We start from the raw sequence: 16,783 nt of genomic DNA on the forward strand, positions 1-16,783 counted from the left end.
CTCCACAACCAACATCCCACACTGTGCTCCCCGATGACCTCGGGGGCATCATCCACATCAGTGTAAGGGGGTCATTTTTGGACGCCGATCACCCCGCTACGGGGTCAATGTTGCATGCCTGTTCACACCCGTTGCCAATGGTTGGGCTCGCCAGTACGCCTGCGACTCCGCCCAAACTTGACGCCAAACAGATCGTCCAGCCTCGTCAGCACGCTGTTTGACGGCCTCATATTCGTCGGGCGTCACGGTGCCGAAAATCCGTTTGACCTTCTTGGCATACCCTTGCCAGTAGGTGCGCCGGTACGCAGCCCGCTCAACCTCTTCAGCCTTCTCGCGTTCGTGGGTTTCATCGGCAGACAAGCGCAAGCTCTGACTCAGAGTTTGGCCGATCCCATTCAATTTAGATGTCATGTTATACTGCCAGTTTACCGCTGCGATTTCGTTGCAGCAAACTTTGTGCAGAATTAGGATCGCCGAAAGGGACGGTATTCCGCCGAAACCGAATGTTTAGCAGTAGCACGCGGCGCCATTACCCGAGAAAACAGCGCGGGCTATTGTTATCAGTACATTTGAAAGCTGTTACTGCAGCTCCACCTTCACGCGTTCATATAGCTCTTTCAACTCTCCGAATCCCATGTCCAAAATGGGTTCATACATGAACGCATTGATATGGATGTTCGAGGGGGTGATCAAATTCGCTCTCTGCAATAGCCGTATTTCATCGGTAAGATTATTGTAGGTGGTTTTGAAGTCGCCAAGCAAATTCCCCATCTGTTTTCGCGAAGAGTCGTAGGAATCTTCAACCTCTCGAATTTTCCGCACCATATATCTTTCCGAACGAATTCGTGTCGCTATCGAGAGAACAATCTTGTGCTCCAAGTTTATTCCATCTGGCTGATTTAGGCAGTCGTCCGCAACTATAAGTATAAAATCGAGCACTGATATATGTTCATCAACAGCAGGGAACGTTTCGTTGGGAAATGCTCTTTCAAATATCTGCTTGTAATCTCCCATAGTTAGAGCTGCAGATTCATTTTTGAAGTGCACCATCCGAGTGAGCGTGAGATAGTCTGGGTTGTCCGTACCAGCAGCATCTTTTGCGCCTTGAGAATACTCGATAACATTTCTGAGGAACGGAATGAAAGCCACTTGGATAACGCTTTCAGCCAGCCTTTCTTTCCATTTTTCAAACGGGTTTCGTATGTCCGAACGCTTGAACTTCGAAAGCGTTACACCGTCAGGCGTTTTGGAGGCCATGAAACACTGATGTGAGGCACAAATTCCCCGGCTCTCTACAGTCCTCAGAAAATCGAAATTATGCGTCAGTACAATAGCTAGAAAATCTACATCTTCAACTTTCGTCACATCCTCCAGATAATCAATAATGGCGAACTTATTTTTGTAGTCAAAGGAATCCGATATATCGTCAAAAATGAAAAGAGTTTTCCTACGGAGCTTCTTCCTCATGTAGACTTCAAACATGATATTAAGAATGTAGAGCGCGCGCGCCTCACCTGTGCTCAGGATCCTTAGAAGTTCCTTTCGCTGACTATCCTTGTAAACGGCTTCTTGCTCTCCATCTCGGAACGAAAACTCTATAGATGGTGCCGTGTCTTTCAGTATCACGTCCGCTTTATTTTCCACTCGGAGCTCAAATGGAAGATGAAGAAAGCGGCGGTTGAAATCGGAAATTACAACATCCCAGTCGTTTGGATTTGCGCTAGCAGCAGCAACTATAGTTCTCAGCGCATCCTGACCTGACTTATACTCAGTCAAAAGTGCTTCGTATTCTTCATGCGCCTTAAACATGTATTGGACCCAAAGTTTGCGTTCAAATTCCCCCAGATTTTGCATCTCGGGCAATAGATGCTGGTTTTGGGTGATATAATCACGAAACGCCTGAAGCTCCTTGTTCTTGAGTTTCGCATTGAACTCCTCAAATTTGGCCTTCAATTCGGCATCATTTAGCACCGCGGCCTTCTCCGCCTCAATGCGTTCTTCGAGTTCTTGGCTAGAAGTGAATTCAGATTTTACGGCTGAGGACTTGTCCAGAAGATTGATGCTATGGCCAGCCTCGAAAAAGTTATTCAGCTTAAGTTGCTGTTGCACTTGATGTGCATGGTGGTACTGAAAATCCTGGCGAAGGACCGGTGAATTTTGTGTCAGTTCATCATATTTTCTTGCGAATTCCTCAACGATCTCTGCAGCATCGTTTGCCTGCAGCAGTTCGCGGACCTTGGGATCGAAAAGGACCTTGTAGTTTGCTTCGTCGAAGTCGGTATCTATCGCACCAGAAATCTCGTCCTCCAGTGCCAAAAGTGCGTCATAGTAAGGAAGCCCGAATATCTCTTCTATTATTGGGTCCATGGCCGTCCGAGAGCGCTCACCAAACCCAGAGAATTCCTTAAGACGCTTGTCTAGGGCACTCTTTGCTGCTCCAATCTTCTTGTGGACTTCCTCATATTGCCTCTTCAGATCAGCGTTGGCCAATAAGGTAGAAATCTCCCCCGAGGAGTAATTTTCATCGTAGGAGTTGACGACAAATATTTCATTTCTCTCAAGTGCGTTCCCATTTAGTGTTACTTCACACTTACTGTTACGCTCCGGGAACGCCAAATCGCTTGGAACCTTTCCGGCAGATAGATCCTTCAGTGTTTTGGCGAACGATGTCTTCATGACACCATTCGGAGCATAGATCGCGAGACCTTTGTGGGTAAATCTAAGCTCGTCCTCTAGCTTGTTGATGCCATAACACCATTTTAAATCGATCTTTAGGGTGTCTGCCATGGTGTGTTCCGATTTGCTTAAGTATTAGGTGTGCTTCATCATTCCGTCCACTGATGTTGCCTTGATATATTTAGCTGGATTAGGATCGATAGAAATCGCAGCGAAATGCTTCTCTCCACACTTGATCTTCGCTCCTTCCTGATGACGAAGATCATCCCACCAACCGCTGCTTTTTGTCTCGACAACAAAGTATAGTTTTTCGGCTCCGTCTTCGTCTATCAAAACTGCCCAGTCTGGATTGTAGGTGCCCAGCGGCGTCGGAATCTTGAACCATGCCGGAAGCTTGGCATAAACCTTCACCGCCTCGTTGGCTTCTAGATCCTCGGCGAATTTGCGTTCCGTACCCTCAGAATCGTAGACCACATACTCGAAAACCGACTTTTCCGTCTGGATCGCATTCTTCAAGTAGGTCTTCAGTTCTTCCTGTTCGAAAAGTTGTTGGCAGTAGTAGTGATCGTCGCCAATGCGCTGATAACGAATGCCATCAACCAGCGCTAAGCGCTTGGTGCGGGTAATAGCTTCGGCGCATTGGTCGATGAACTGCTGCGGATTGCGCTTGAAATCTTCCACGCGGTCACTCTTCAGTAGAATATCGACGATGCTGTTACGTGTCAGTTGTGTCTTGTCCTGAAGATCAGTGATAATGTCGGGCAGTTCGATATCGTCTTCATTGATTGTCGCAAACGCCCCCTGGCGTCCGTCCTTTGCAGAAACGCCGCCCTTGCCGATTTCCAACCCTGCGGTTCTGAAGCGAGCTCTGGTTTTTGTGATCGGCTCGCTTTTTCGGATGGCCTCTGCGGCATCCTCCACAAGCTTCGAGTTGTCGAATTCAACGCGATAGGTCGTCTTATGCTTGATCCGATCCCACAAAGCTTTGAATTCAGGGCTTTCAAGTACTGCCTCGCGGGTTCGAATAACTTTGCGATCATCCGCGTTCTTGATGTCCAAACGACCCGCGAGTTTTTTCAGAATGCCTTCTATCTGACTGGCGTGTTCTTCAAACTCCTCGGGCAGCTGGAGCGTACCGTCTTTGAGAGCCGTTCGAAGGCTGTCTAGGACCTTGCCTTTCCCATCAATCAATTCCGCCGCCTTTAGGTGCTCCCACAGCTTTTCGGATGCGGTTGCCCCCAGAGGCTGAAGTGATCCATCTTCCGATTTCACTTGTACCGACGCAAATTGATGTCGCTCAACAACACCAAACTTGATGCCGGTATCCTTTTCGATCTCAGTCTGCAGGTTTTTTGCGAATTCCTCATAGCTTTCGGTGGCGATAACGGTCAGCGTGTTTGTGTCGTTCCCACGTATCCGCCGACCTTTTTCGGCTCCGTCAGAGTTGACAGCAAGACGAAGGCCCCGGCCAATTGTCTGGCGACGTTCCCGTTCGGTGTTCATGTCCCTGAGCGTACAGATCTGGAACACGTTGGGATTGTCCCAACCTTCCCGCAAAGCTGAGTGGGAGAAGATGAACTTGAGCTTCGTATCAAAGCTCAAGAGCTTTTCCTTGTCCTTCATAATCAGGCTATAAGCGCGCTCCGCATTGTCGCGGTTGGCCTGGTTGTTCTCTGCGGTTTCGGTCCACCTTTTGTTCTTATCGATGGAGAAGTAGCCATCGTGCACGTCAGCGGCTTCCGCCTCAAAATCGATTGATCCAAAAAGCGTCTGGTATTCTGATGATTTGGCGAGCTTGGCGTACTCCTCCTCAAACATCTGGGCATATTTGCCCTTAACCTGGTTCCCATCCTCATCGTATTGCCGATAGTGATCCACCGTATCGATGAAGAACAAGCTCAGCACTTTGATGGGCCGACCGGTTTCCTTGAACCGAAGCTCCTTGTCGAGATGCTCTTTTAGGGTTCGTCGGATCATCAAGCGCTTCTGTGCATCTGGATCGACGCCACCGTGCGACATGCCGGGTTTCAATACCTTGTCCAGGCCCGGGCCTTTGACCTCTATCGTCTCTGCAGGACCGACGGTGATCGTGCCAATCTGCATGTTCTCGTAGATCGCTCGGTTTGCCAGCTGCTCCAGATCGTCACCGTCTTCGACCGTCAAAATCTTGCGCTTGACGGCTTTCCCGCTCGCCACGTCCAACTCGACCTTGGCCGTGATTGTGCCTTGCCGATTGTGGGTTGAGATCAGTTTGACGAACGGCTTGTTATGCCCGCCTTCAATCTCCAGAGACGCCACCTCGATCTGCTTCACCAGTCCGCGCTCGTAGGCGTCAACTGCATCGAGCCGATAGACCATATGATGCTTTTGGATATGCGTTGCCGAGTAGCGCAGCGTGCAAAGAGGGTTCATCGCCTGCAGCGCTGTTTTACCGGCCCCTTTGAGGCCCCCATCAACGCTCTGGGGTTCGTCCACAATGATGATCGGGTTGGTTGCCTTGATCAGGTCAATGGGCTTCTCGCCGCCGGTGTTCTCGTTCTCTTTATAAAGGTTGTTGACGTCCTTCTTGTTGATCGCGCCAACCGTCGTGACCATGATCTGGATCGTCGAACTGGTGGCAAAGTTGCGCACCTGTCCCAGCTTCGAGCTGTTGTATTGGAAATATTCATACCCCTTGGCCTTGGGATAGAGGTTTTCAAAGTGGTCGCGAGTAATCTCCAGCGTCTTGTAGACGCCTTCCTTTATGGCCACCGAGGGCACAACGATCACGAACTTGGTAAACCCGTAGTCTTGGTTCAGCTCGAAAATCGTACGCAAGTAGACGTAGGTTTTCCCGGTTCCGGTCTCCATTTCGACAGTGAAGTCACCTGACTGAAGCACAGAGTCCTGGGCCAGACCGTTGGCCAGCTGAATGTCGCCTAGGTTTTCCAAAAGCTCGTCGTCGACCAGCTGCAGCCTGTTCCCAACACCCAATTCGTTTTCTTGCAGGCCAAGCGTTCCTTGCGGGCCGCTTTCAGGGCGGTAGGTCACCGTGAACTCAGAGCGGGAGATTTCTTGACCCTTGAACAGATCCACCACTGCCGCGATGGCGGCTTGCTGGTAGTCCAGATCGTCTTCGAAATGCAGTTTCATTTTTGACATGGGAAATCGATCTTAAAGGCTACGGACATGAGAAATGCCGTTCTGTTCCAGAATGGCGGCCATGTTGGTCTTGGCGATGTCGTCGGCAAAGGCACTGTCGCGGAAGAAGACATGTGTATCGGTTTCCGGGGCTAGCTCTTTCTGCCAGTCCAGGATGCCTTGGGCGACCTTATCGACATCTGTGGCGGCAATGGACCTATCGAGGCACGCAAAGAGGACGCCATAGCCGATGCTGTGGATCGTTTTGCCCGCAGCCTGCCGCTCTTCAATAGGCACCGTCAGTTCGATCCCGCGTTTGAGCAAGAGTTCATATAGAACGTCCTGCTCCGTCCGGCCTTCGACAAGATGTTCTTTGTGGGAAAGCAGGCTTTCTTCAAGATCGGTACGATCTGGATTCCAAGCTCGTATATTCGAACCTGAGAGTTTAAAAAATTTAAAACCGAGGTCACCATTGAAAGCAGGATGCTCTTTTTTTATCCGTTCCGCAGCTCGCTTAATTCGCTCGACACCTAGCGCCGAAATAGTCGTGTATCCTGCCTGATGTGCTGCAGTCCCTCTGTCACAAGGTTCAGGCAACTGAACGCAGATATAACGCATTCGGCTGTTGCTCTCGGCATTTTCTTTAAGAACTGCGTGTGCGGTTGAGCAAGACCCGGCAAAAAAGTCCAAAACCAAGGAGTCTTCTGAAGCGGTCAGATGAAGCATCCTGCGAATTAGTGATATCGGTTTTGGCGTCAAAAACCCTGGATCACCTTCAAACAAATCAATCAATTCTTGTTTGGCAGTTTGGTTGCCACCAACTTCTTTGTAGCTCCACCATGTTCTGGCGATTACGCCATCACGAGCTTCCGAAAGGTATACTTTTTTGGTCGGCATAGCGTCACCAGCCTTTCCAAAGTAAATTCGACCAGCTTCGAGCTCTTCAAGGAACTTTGCCTCAGGCAGAGCCCAATGACGCCCCGGTGACGGTTTAACAAGACGACCAGACGGCGTTTTTACTTGGTAGCGATATTTTTCGCGCTTCTGTGAGTTTTCAGTGCGCACGTCCATGGGATATGTTCTCCACGGCCCTTTAGGATCGTTGTCAGCGTTTGAAAAACGAGAGCTTTGCTCTTCAGATCGTGGAAGATAGTTCCATCCACTTTCAAAAAAGGCTGGTCCTTTACAATACACTAAGACGTAGTCATGGTCCGTCGAAATAACCCGTCCATTACTCTTTGGTGTATAAACTTTTTCCCAAACAATTTTCGCAACAAAATTTTCGCGTCCAAATATTTCGTTGCAAATCTGCTCGAGATTTCCGCACTCGTTATCATCTATTGAGATGAATATTGCTCCATTGCTTGCAAGCATATTCTTAGCTAATTTTAAGCGAGGATACATCATATTCAACCAATTAGTATGATATCTCCCAGAGCTCTCTGTATTCGATGACAATTTTTGCCCTTGATCAGTCAATTGCCCTGTGTATTTAAGGTAAGTGTCAAGATTGTCAGCAAAGTTATCAGGATAAATAAATTCTCCGCCGGTATTATATGGAGGGTCAATAAAGATCATTTTGACTTGTCCAGCATAACTCTTTTGCAAAAGCTTCAGAACCTCGAGGTTGTCGCCTTCGATGAACAAGTTCTGTGTCGTATCCCAATCGATACTTTTGTTATGGCAGGGCAAGAGCGTCCCAGTGCTGGGAGCCAAAGAAATCTTACGCGCTGCTTTTTTACCATACCAGTTCAAGCCGTACTTCTCTTCACCTTCGTCGAGAAGGGATGCATCACCCAACAACTGGCGTAAAACATCAAAATTCACGCCGCCTTCGGTAAAAACATCGGGAAACATCTCTTGTAGTTTTTCAATATTCTCAGAGATAATGTCAGCGCTTTGGCCGTCCTGTGGGGTAACGTTTTGCATGCTCGGTCTATCTATTATTGGGAAGTGCCGATCAAATCGGCTTCAAGTTGAACTATAGCATCTTTCCGGGATTTGATCTCGGAATTCAAAGAGATTTTTCGGGCCATCTGGCTTTCGCGCTTTAACGCATTGCGCAGCTCCGCGATCTCCCGCTCCAGCCCGTCGATCTTGTGCAGCGCTGCACGGTGCATCGGCGCAACCTTGGCCGAGGCCGCTTGGAATTGTCCAGTACGTTCCGCCGCGATCAACGCGATAACCTGCGCCTGCAACCCTTGATACAGGGCATAGAAGTTCGTGGCCGGAAGTTTCGACAAGGTCACCGCATCCAGAAACGCAGCCTCGATCCCGGTTGGCGTCGTTGGGTCGAACCACGGGCTCAGCCAGCGCTCTTCCACCACGATCTTGGACGCATCCGCCTGATTGATCCGCTTGCCCGCGACACTCAGCGCCACTTTGCCCTCATGCTGAAACACCAACAAGAGCGGATAAGGGATCGCTTGCTGCATGAAGTTGGCCAGCCGCTTCACGCGGGTCGGGCTGGACAGGTCAACCGACAGGATTGCTACCTCTCCGTAGTCGCGTTCGTCGTCTTTCAACGCCGAGATATTGATCGAACTCGGCTTCAAGGTGTAGCGCCAACGAATGCCTGACACATCCTCGCTCAGCGCATTCTTGTCCGCAGCCTTTAGGTCCGCGTTGTCGAGAAACAGCTTCTTGAAAAGCGGCTTGTCCAAGCGGCAGCTATCCGGGATGCGAAGGCGTTCGAAAAAGGCGTCGATCATGCGGCTGCCTTTATGATCAGGAAACTCACAACTTCGAAGTCACCAGAGCCAGCGCCGCCGCTGGCCGACAAGGTCGTGCCGCCACGGGCAAACAGGCTCTCGACGCCTTTTTCCTCGGTTTTTCCGACGATACTCTCCACCGCGATCGCCAGAAGATCCTTGTAGGGCTGCATGTTCCGCAGGTTCTTTGTGCTAGAATTCAGCGTCTCGATCACAGCTTGATCAAGCTCTGTCGCGGTTGCGCCAAGCTTTTTCAACAGGTCTAGGCTCTTCTTCGCCTGCAGGTGATTGAACACGATGTCGCCGGTTTCCGCGACATAGGCGAGGAAGTAAGGCGCAAGCGCATACCCTTCATTCGCATGCGCCGTGCTAGTTTGGTCACGCAGGCAAAAGATAACTCCGGGAACGGCCTCTGTGGCAGAGGCTGAAACCACAGCGTGCAGCCCGGCAGGCGTGCGTTCAAGTTCTTCCAAGTGTTCTTTCAAGTAGCCTGACAGATCCATACGGAAGTCATTGAGCGTCAGGTCGGTGATAGAGACGTTTCCGTCCATGTCTTCCAAGTCGAGGACGGTATCCTGCAACTGCTGCATTTGCCGACGACGATACTCTAAGTCGTTCATCTGCTTTTTTTCATCATAATCAATGACGTTTTCCTCACCCGTCGCAGAGATGTCTAACAGAACCATTCGACCGCTCACTCGGGCCTCAAGGTTGATGTACTCATCCAGTTCCATGTTCGGCCAGAAATTGATTAACTGAATTGCGTCGTTCTTTGAACCAAGCCGGTCGACGCGCCCAAACCTTTGGATGATTCGCACTGGGTTCCAGTGGATGTCAAAGTTTATCAGGGTGTCGCAATCCTGAAGGTTCTGCCCTTCTGAAATACAATCCGTGGCGATCAAGATGTCGATTTCGTCGGTGGCGTCTGGGTCAATCTTGTCGCGCTCTTTTGATACGGGCGAAAAGTTGGTCAAGATTCCATTCAGGTCACGCGAAATACCGGCCAAAGTGCACTTTTTGTTGCCACTGCCACCTGTCACCAAGGCGCTGTGAAGACCACAGGCTTGCAGCGCCCATGCGTTGATGTGCTGATACAGATACTCAGCCGTGTCTGAGAAGGCGGTGAAAACAATAAGTTTCTTGTTGCCTTCATTGATAGGGCTTTGGCTCTTTTCCAGGATCAAACTCTTTAGCCGGTCAAGTTTTGCGTCTTCGTCCGCCGTAACCTTGCGAGCTTCCTCTAGCAAAAACTCTAGCAAGATACGGTCTGCTTCAAGATCCTGCCGCATCCGAAAAAGATCCAAGTCTTGGATCAGAACTTTCACTTTGCGACCGATCATCAAGTCATCGAGGTCCGCAGCGTCCACTTGAATATCTTCAATGGATAGCTCTTCGACTTCGGACGCCTCGTGCTCGTCGATCTTTTTAAGGAAATCGACAACCTGACCATGGACCTTACCCACTGTGAGCGCAAAAGAGTGGATTGAGCTTTCCATGCGCTTCAGCATGTTAACTCGCATCAAATGGATCAGGCTTCGTTCACGATCGACCTGTTTGAGTGTCGATTTTCCACCAGCGACCTGTTGGTCATACTTTCGACTGTACTCTTCCTGCTTGTCGATCAGCACGTAGTCCAGCGGTGCATAAGCAGCGAGGCTGAGTTTTTTTATCGAACGATTGATTTCCTTCAAAGCTGGGAAGCTACCGGCCATGTCTATGTCGGATTTAATGTTCTGCGGCTTGAGGCGCTCGGGAAATTTCCCGATCTCAGTCACGTCGTAATATTTCTCGATGTGCTGCCTTGAGCGCGCTATGGTCAACAGGTCGAGTAGCTTGAAGTAGCCGAAGTTTAGCGTTTCAAGTAAACGTTCGCTGGTTCTGGTTTCTTCGGGTAGCTTGAGCCAATCGTTAAACTGGGCCTGCGCCCGCCTCAAAGTCACTTCGATGCTGGCTATGCCTGCATCTTCAAATGCCTTGTCTCGACCTTCAGTGATAAAGGCTACTTGGTTTTTTAAGTCATTGAGCCGGTTGTTGACCGGTGTTGCCGAAAGCATCAGGACTTTGGTTTTGACCCCACTTTTTATCACATCTTCCATTAAGCGCTGGTATCGAGTGACGCCATCAACCCGAGGGTTGTTGTTTCTAAAGTTGTGAGACTCGTCGATCACCACAAGATCGTAGTTTCCCCAATTTAGAGTTTCGAGATTGATCTCACCGGATCTTCCCGCCAAGCGGCTCAGATCTGTATGATTGAGCACGTCATAGCTGAAGCGATCCTTTGCCAGCAGGTTGCGTTTGTCATTGACCGTGTAGACGGTCCAGTTTTCACGCAGTTTCTTGGGGGCCAAGACCAAAACACGATCGTTGCGTAGCTCGTAGTACTTGATCACTGCCAGGGCTTCGAATGTTTTTCCCAAGCCGACACTGTCGGCGATGATACAGCCGCCATAGCGTTCAAGCTTGTCAATCGCGCCCAACACGCCGTCTCTTTGGAACTTATAGAGCTTGTTCCAAACAATCGTGTCTTTGAAGCCGGTTTTCGACCGGATGATGCTCTCTTCGTCTATGTCTTCAAGGAAGTCCCTAAAAATATTGAACAACGTCGCAAAATAGATCTGACTAGCGGGCTTGTCACGTGCCAGCTGATCTAGCGCCTCTAGTAGTTCTGCCTTCGCCTCACGTACGGCTGTTGGATCAGACCAAATCGTGTCAAACCAGCTAAGGAGTTGCTCGGTCGCCGCCGGGTCGTGGGTCACCGTATTCATCGCAAATGACCGAGACGGCACGGATCCAAGTCCCGCTGCGGTGAAGTCCGAGCTTCCCGAGATTGCCGTAGGAGCGCTGTGTTCATTCGCGATGTGGAAGATGTTTTGCGCGATCGTGCTGCCGTGCAACTGTTGCACATCTACTTTGCGCTTCACCCAATCCGCACACTCGCTTGCGACCCGCTGAAGGTCTAATTTGTTCCGTAGACTTGTTTCGTCTCGGTTCCCGGCCAAGCTATCAATTTTGACTGTCTCGGCGTTGCCCAACAAAAGACGTAGCGTGCTGATTTTCCGCAGTTCATCTCGAAGCTCTGCGTACCCATAAATTGAAAAGAGCCCGGTCAGCACTGCCATTTTGGATTCATCGTTGAGCGAGCGTCTCAGCTCGTCAACAACCCTACCGTGGCTCTTATTGTCTAGTAACAAAGCTTGATGTCCTGTGTCTGCCGTCGATGCCGGGCTCTCGCCGTTGGTCATGAGTGATTTCTTTGATTGGGACTATCGTACTGAAATTCATAGAATTCACCAGCAAGACTTCGCTTACATTCTTCACGGCGCTTTGCTTGGCGCTGTGCTTCCGTACGGGGTTCCAAGGGCCCTCCCTTGGCAAGGTGTATGTCGCATCAAATCGGCCTCGTGTTGCTCTGCGACCGGGCTGTTTGTGCAGACATGCAAACTTGCGCGGTGCCAAAGCACCGCCGCTGTGGCTCTGCCAAATAAGCATCGCGCTCCGCTGTGAGGAGAAAATCGGCTTTGCCGGTAGCGCTGCGCCTCTCGTGCTTTGCCCGATCATGTTCCCCGCTCCCCTCTTGCACAAAGCCTTGAAACACTTGGCAACCCATCCACCACACGTACGCTCAGGGATGATCTGAAGACGGACCTCCGTCCCTGACGGGCTCTCGGCATCCGTGACAGGTACTTCCACATGAACAACCGTGTAACCGATACCGTACGGCTTGGGCCAGAAAACTTGGACGAGATCCGAGCGTCGATCGACTGGCAAGCTTTGTTTGCCGGTCTGGGGCTGCGCAAGGCAGAACAGAAGAGCAAGCCGCACGACTGGTGGGCGTTTTCTCCGTTCCATGACGAGAAGACACCGAGCTTCCATATGGCAGCGGGCGGCGTTTGGTACGATTTCTCCATCGGAGAAGGTGGCGGGCCGATCGAGCTGGTGCAACGCCTGGAAGGCGGCAACTGCTACGAAGCCGGACGCTTGATCCTTGAACGCGGCTGGGCGCATGCGTCGGTCGATCTGTCAAAGCCTGTCACCGCCCAGCGGGACACTGTCAGACAGGGCGTCAAGCGTACGATGACCCGCGCCAGTCAAAAAGAAAAACTGGTCAACGAACCCATCCGCCAGGACCTCCTGAAAATGTGCGAATACCACCCGTGGTTGGCTGAACGCGGGATCTCGGAAGCCACCTGCGATCTGCTCGGGATTGGCTACCTACCGCAGGGGCGCTCCCCTCTTAAGGGTCGGGTTGTGTTTCAGGTGGCAGACGCCCGATCGACCACCAAGAAACCAAACGAACCCAAGCGGGTCATCCTGAGCCATTTCGGGCGAGCGACCACCGACGACGTCGACCCAAAATACCTGTTTTACCCAGGCTTTCACAAATCGGCCGAACTGTACGCTCAAGAGATGATCGAGCTGCACGAAGACGCCGCCCAGCAGATCCAGGAAACCGGTGCGATTGTCCTGACCGAGGGGCCGTTTGACGTCGCCAAAGCCGTTGAGGCTGGTTTGCGCAACGTGGTGGGCTGCTTCGGGGCGTCGCTCTCGGAACAGCAGGCCAACAAACTCAAACACATGGCAGAGACTTACGGAGCTAAGCGGGTGCGCGTGGTCTTTGACCGTGATGACGCGGGGCAGAAGGGCGCGATCAAGGCGGCTGACGCTCTGCGTCAAGTGGGCCTGGAGCCGGTTATCTTCGACTGGAACGCCCCCATCGGACGGTCGTCTCGCGGCGATGTTCATATTCCGGCTGGAACCGACGATCTGGCCGATTTTTCCACGGAACAACTGGTCTGGCTGCGCGCCAAGAATCTAATTTAGGAAGGAGTTTTCTGATGTCTGTCAGTAAGATGGCGCAGATCAAGGGCGTGACCCTGTCTGAGACGCTTATGATCAAAGCCTTGGAAGCTGTGCCGGAGCAGGGGTTTTCCAAGACGGCTTTCGGTGATGCGCTGGTCGACCAAGGGATCAACGCGGCTCAAGATGGCGACTTTGTTCGTCGGGTGATGCAGCACCTCAAGCAAGCGGGCTGGATTGATTTTGATGGCACCGCCCAGAGTTGGCACCTGACGTCGTTTGGTCAGCTGCGTTTGCCTCAAAAAACCATTCCACTCGTTCCAGCACTGTCGAGCGCGTCGGCAACTATGCTGCCCTCCAACCGATTGGATCGGTGGGCCGAGCATGGCCGCCTGACCATCGGCGCGGTAGCGTGTTTGACGCTCTTGATGGCGCTGGTCGGGCTGAACGCCAGCTTTGCTTGGGAGCTTGGGCGCGAGGCGGCACAATTTCAAATCTTGTTCACCATGGGCGTCATGGCACTCGATATGATGCGGCCCGGTTTTGTGATGATCGGATTCTATTTGAACGGGCGCGGACGGTATGCTCTGGGCACTATCGCGCTCAGCATGGCGTTGACCTTATCCCCGGTTTCCGTGCTGTCAACGACGTCGATCTTGTCAGCCTCTTTCCTATTGGGCGCAGAAATCAATCGCGACGCGGATACACGGGCACAGACCCTTGAAGCGCTCCGCGTTCAACACGAGAGCTTGTTGCAACGAGCAGCGCAGGACGAGGCGGCGTGGCGGCAAGAATGCGCACGGGGTGGCTGCGGTCGGATTGCTGCAGAGTTGGAAACGGCATTCCAGACGACCGTTGCCGAAGCCCAGGCAGTACTCGATCGGATCGTATCCCTGACCGAAGCCGAGCAAGGCAATTCAGAGTTGCTCGCGCGTATGATTAAAACCTTCGAAAATTTGGGTCTGTTTGGAGGCGACCGGCAAATCCTCCTGCCGCTGTTTTTGGCTATCAGTCTGGAACTGGGGGCCTTATTCGGTCCGGCCCTGCTGTTGCAGCGCCGGACACAAACGATGACCCGGTCCTAGGCCGTGTCATCGATCCGTAAGCGGCGCAGAATATCTTGCGCCGCTTTTGCCAGTTGGGGCGTCAACGCGTTGGAGGCAGAAGTGTCGGCAAAGGCCCGTAACGTGGCCATAGGATCTTCGGTGGTCCAGCTGGTATGAGCGACGAAGCGTTCAGCGTCGGTCTTTGCTGTTTGGGCAATTTGTTCGAGCAAATCGATCCGCAGGTCAGACGTCACGCGGTTGTCAGCTACCGGGGTTTCTGCCGCTGATTTACCAGCTTCAAAGGCCCGCAATAGCGCTTCATTCAACGACCAGACGGACACTTCATGGAAGTCGAGCCCGTCACGGTTCTGGGTTTCGAGCGTCTCGATGTCGAGATGCTGCAGAGCAATGTCTGCTAGGATAGCGTCAGGTGACAAGGCTTGATCGCAGGCAAACCAGTTTTGACAGGTTTCCAGCAGGTGGGCGTAGTCTCCGGTTCGAGCTTCGGCCAAGAATTGGTCAACGACGTCTTTGTCGAGCCTGTGGTCGCGCAACAGTTTGCTGGCTCGGCCCAGAATGGCGAATGCATTGCCGTCTTCTCCTACCAGGCGCAAGTGTAGCATTGGGTAACGTGGCGCGAAGTTTGATGGTTGTGATGGTTGGAATTGGTTCATGATATGAAGTGATTAAAGATTAGGTGATGAATAGACGGGATTATTTGAAATCCCGCGTGGAGAGCCACCAGCAGGTTGGAGCACCGGTGTGGCCGGGTTTCCAGACGGCCCAGTAGTACTGTTGGCGGGCGATACGGGCGGTGGTTGAGGTCGGTTTACCCATCGGCCAGCAGGTCAGATCATCAAGGAAATAGAGCGCGGCAGGCGGGGTCTTGATGAACTTCTGATGCCGGTCAGGGTTGGCTAAACTGCGCAGGTTCAGCAGCATCGCCACGGTGCCGCCGGTTTGACGGGCGTGGATCAGGGCGCGTCGGACAAAGGCGTCACCCAGGCCGTGTGTCCCGTAGGGCGGATTAGTGACGATGTGTTTCGCCAGTGGGGTGGCCGACTTGAGAAAATCTTGGCCACCGGTTCCAAAACCCCGATCAATCAGATCGGTGGAAGTGACGTCGTAGCCAGCTTTGGTCAGTTCGCGGGCGATAGCCCCGTCACCGCAGGCGGGTTCCCAGATGGGTCCGTCAAAGCTTTCCACCGAAAGCAGGGCGCGGGTGGCTTCTGGCGGGGTTGGGTAGAACTCGAACGGCGCGCGTCCGGGGCGCGATTGATACGTCGCGCGCGGTTTGGCAGAGCTGCCAGTCCGGGGCCGGGTTGAAAGGGTAGTCATGTCTTGTTTGGGTTAAAGGATAAGACACCGACCACGCGCCGCGCCCCCAAAGGGCGGGCGTCAAGGAGGAACCCGCAGGGGCAAATCCTTTTCGCCTGACCAGGGCGTGGCAGGCTTGGTCGTTTCTTACTCCGACCCAAACCAAGCAGGATCCGCCACACCCTCCGACCGGCAGTTGTGCAAAACTCGACGGACAAAATTCAACCCATTAGGCTGTTTCTGTTTAGTAACCACACCCGATGACCGAAACCCCCGACCAATTTCATGAGACAGCTGACGATCTGGACGCCGAAACCCGGGCCATTCGCACCCTAAACGATAACCTGCGCCGGACCTTCTCGTGCGGGCGCGTGGTCATGACACAAGGCGTGCAAGCCCTAGCAGAAGACACCGTATACCGGATCCTCAAGGCCGTGCGCGAGTTCAACGACTTCAGCGAAGACAACGACCCTTACGGCACGCATGAGTTTGGCCTGTTTGATCAGGACGACGAACGCGTGATGTTTAAGATCGACGCCTATGACCAGAACCTGGAATACGGCTCCCCCAACCCCGCTGACCCAACCGTCACCACCCGCGTCCTGACCATCTTGCTCGCCTCGGAATACTGAGGCCAATTAATAATCCCCAACCTTATGGGCCTTGACCAATACGCTTACACCCGGCTGCCAGAACAAGACGCCGCTGAGGTGCAACCCCAGTTTACTTGGCGCAAACACGCCAAGCTGCAGGAATTTATGGAGCAGCTGTTTGTGACCCGAACTGGAACCGATGCCGCCGAGTTGAATTGCGCCGAACTGGAGCTGCAGTCCGAAGACATCGCCACGCTTCAAGCTATGGTCGAACACGGCGAATTACCGGCCAGTCCCGGTGGCTTTTTCTATGGCCATCAGTTTCAGGACGAATCTGCCTCGGAATACCGCACCCGCGATCTGGAATTCTGCCAATGGGCGCGGGCTATTTTGCAAACTCGCGCCAAGGTCTTCTATTCCTGCTGGTGGTAGCGCGTTCTTCTCTTTTCACCGCTTAAAATGTCTACTCGCGCCACGATTACAGTCGCTGATGATCGCGACAACTTCGATCTCTATCAGCATC

At 52.3% G+C, this 16,783-nt stretch carries 12 protein-coding genes; 4 read left to right on the forward strand and 8 right to left on the reverse strand.

What is annotated here, in order from left to right:
• Window positions 1-96 precede the first annotated feature (96 nt).
• The 6 genes from VOI21_RS22140 to VOI21_RS22165 all read right to left on the reverse strand — a co-directional run bounded on the left by VOI21_RS22140 (window position 97) and on the right by VOI21_RS22165 (window position 11,749).
• Window positions 97-411, reverse strand: a complete 315-nt coding sequence (locus tag VOI21_RS22140) for a hypothetical protein (RefSeq protein WP_323772142.1) — start codon at window positions 409-411, stop codon at window positions 97-99.
• Between the two features lie 168 nt (window positions 412-579).
• A complete protein-coding gene (locus VOI21_RS22145) occupies window positions 580-2,787 on the reverse strand; it encodes a hypothetical protein (protein ID WP_323772143.1) in 2,208 nt (735 codons plus the stop codon).
• 24 nt (window positions 2,788-2,811) lie between these two features.
• Entirely contained in the window at window positions 2,812-5,817 is a 3,006-nt protein-coding gene (locus VOI21_RS22150) for a type III restriction-modification system endonuclease (protein ID WP_323772144.1), read from the reverse strand.
• A gap of 12 nt (window positions 5,818-5,829) precedes the next feature.
• The gene (locus tag VOI21_RS22155) at window positions 5,830-7,725 is read right to left on the reverse strand and encodes a site-specific DNA-methyltransferase (RefSeq protein ID WP_323772145.1); all 1,896 of its coding nucleotides are present in this window, start codon (window positions 7,723-7,725) and stop codon (window positions 5,830-5,832) included.
• A gap of 14 nt (window positions 7,726-7,739) precedes the next feature.
• The gene (locus VOI21_RS22160) at window positions 7,740-8,507 is read right to left on the reverse strand and encodes a DUF4391 domain-containing protein (protein WP_323772146.1); all 768 of its coding nucleotides are present in this window, start codon (window positions 8,505-8,507) and stop codon (window positions 7,740-7,742) included.
• Window positions 8,504-11,749 (reverse strand): helicase-related protein, encoded by a 3,246-nt coding sequence (locus VOI21_RS22165; RefSeq protein ID WP_323772147.1) that lies wholly within the window; start codon window positions 11,747-11,749, stop codon window positions 8,504-8,506. The genes VOI21_RS22160 and VOI21_RS22165 overlap by 4 nt, the downstream gene beginning before the upstream one ends.
• Window positions 11,750-12,197: 448 nt before the next feature.
• On the opposite strand from VOI21_RS22165, the gene VOI21_RS22170 reads away from it, so the two are divergent.
• Together VOI21_RS22170 and VOI21_RS22175 are read left to right on the forward strand one after the other, a co-directional pair.
• Entirely contained in the window at window positions 12,198-13,328 is a 1,131-nt protein-coding gene (locus VOI21_RS22170; RefSeq protein WP_323772148.1) for a toprim domain-containing protein, read from the forward strand.
• 14 nt (window positions 13,329-13,342) lie between these two features.
• Window positions 13,343-14,389, forward strand: coding sequence for a hypothetical protein (locus tag VOI21_RS22175; protein WP_323772149.1), 1,047 nt, complete (start codon window positions 13,343-13,345; stop codon window positions 14,387-14,389).
• On the opposite strand, the gene VOI21_RS22180 is transcribed toward VOI21_RS22175, so the two are convergent.
• Window positions 14,386-15,024 (reverse strand): DUF6900 domain-containing protein, encoded by a 639-nt coding sequence (locus VOI21_RS22180; protein WP_323772150.1) that lies wholly within the window; start codon window positions 15,022-15,024, stop codon window positions 14,386-14,388. The two genes, VOI21_RS22175 and VOI21_RS22180, sit on opposite strands and share 4 nt — an antisense overlap.
• Window positions 15,025-15,064: 40 nt before the next feature.
• A complete protein-coding gene (locus VOI21_RS22185) occupies window positions 15,065-15,688 on the reverse strand; it encodes a hypothetical protein (RefSeq protein WP_323772151.1) in 624 nt (207 codons plus the stop codon).
• 239 nt (window positions 15,689-15,927) lie between these two features.
• Here VOI21_RS22185 and VOI21_RS22190 point away from each other — a divergent pair, with 239 nt between their 5' ends.
• A complete protein-coding gene (locus VOI21_RS22190) occupies window positions 15,928-16,299 on the forward strand; it encodes a DUF3768 domain-containing protein (RefSeq protein ID WP_323772152.1) in 372 nt (123 codons plus the stop codon).
• Between the two features lie 24 nt (window positions 16,300-16,323).
• The gene (locus tag VOI21_RS22195; protein WP_323772153.1) at window positions 16,324-16,692 is read left to right on the forward strand and encodes a hypothetical protein; all 369 of its coding nucleotides are present in this window, start codon (window positions 16,324-16,326) and stop codon (window positions 16,690-16,692) included.
• Window positions 16,693-16,783 lie beyond the last annotated feature (91 nt).

It is taken from the genome of Antarctobacter sp., from assembly GCF_034670325.1.
Taxonomy (GTDB): Bacteria; Pseudomonadota; Alphaproteobacteria; order Rhodobacterales; family Rhodobacteraceae; genus Antarctobacter.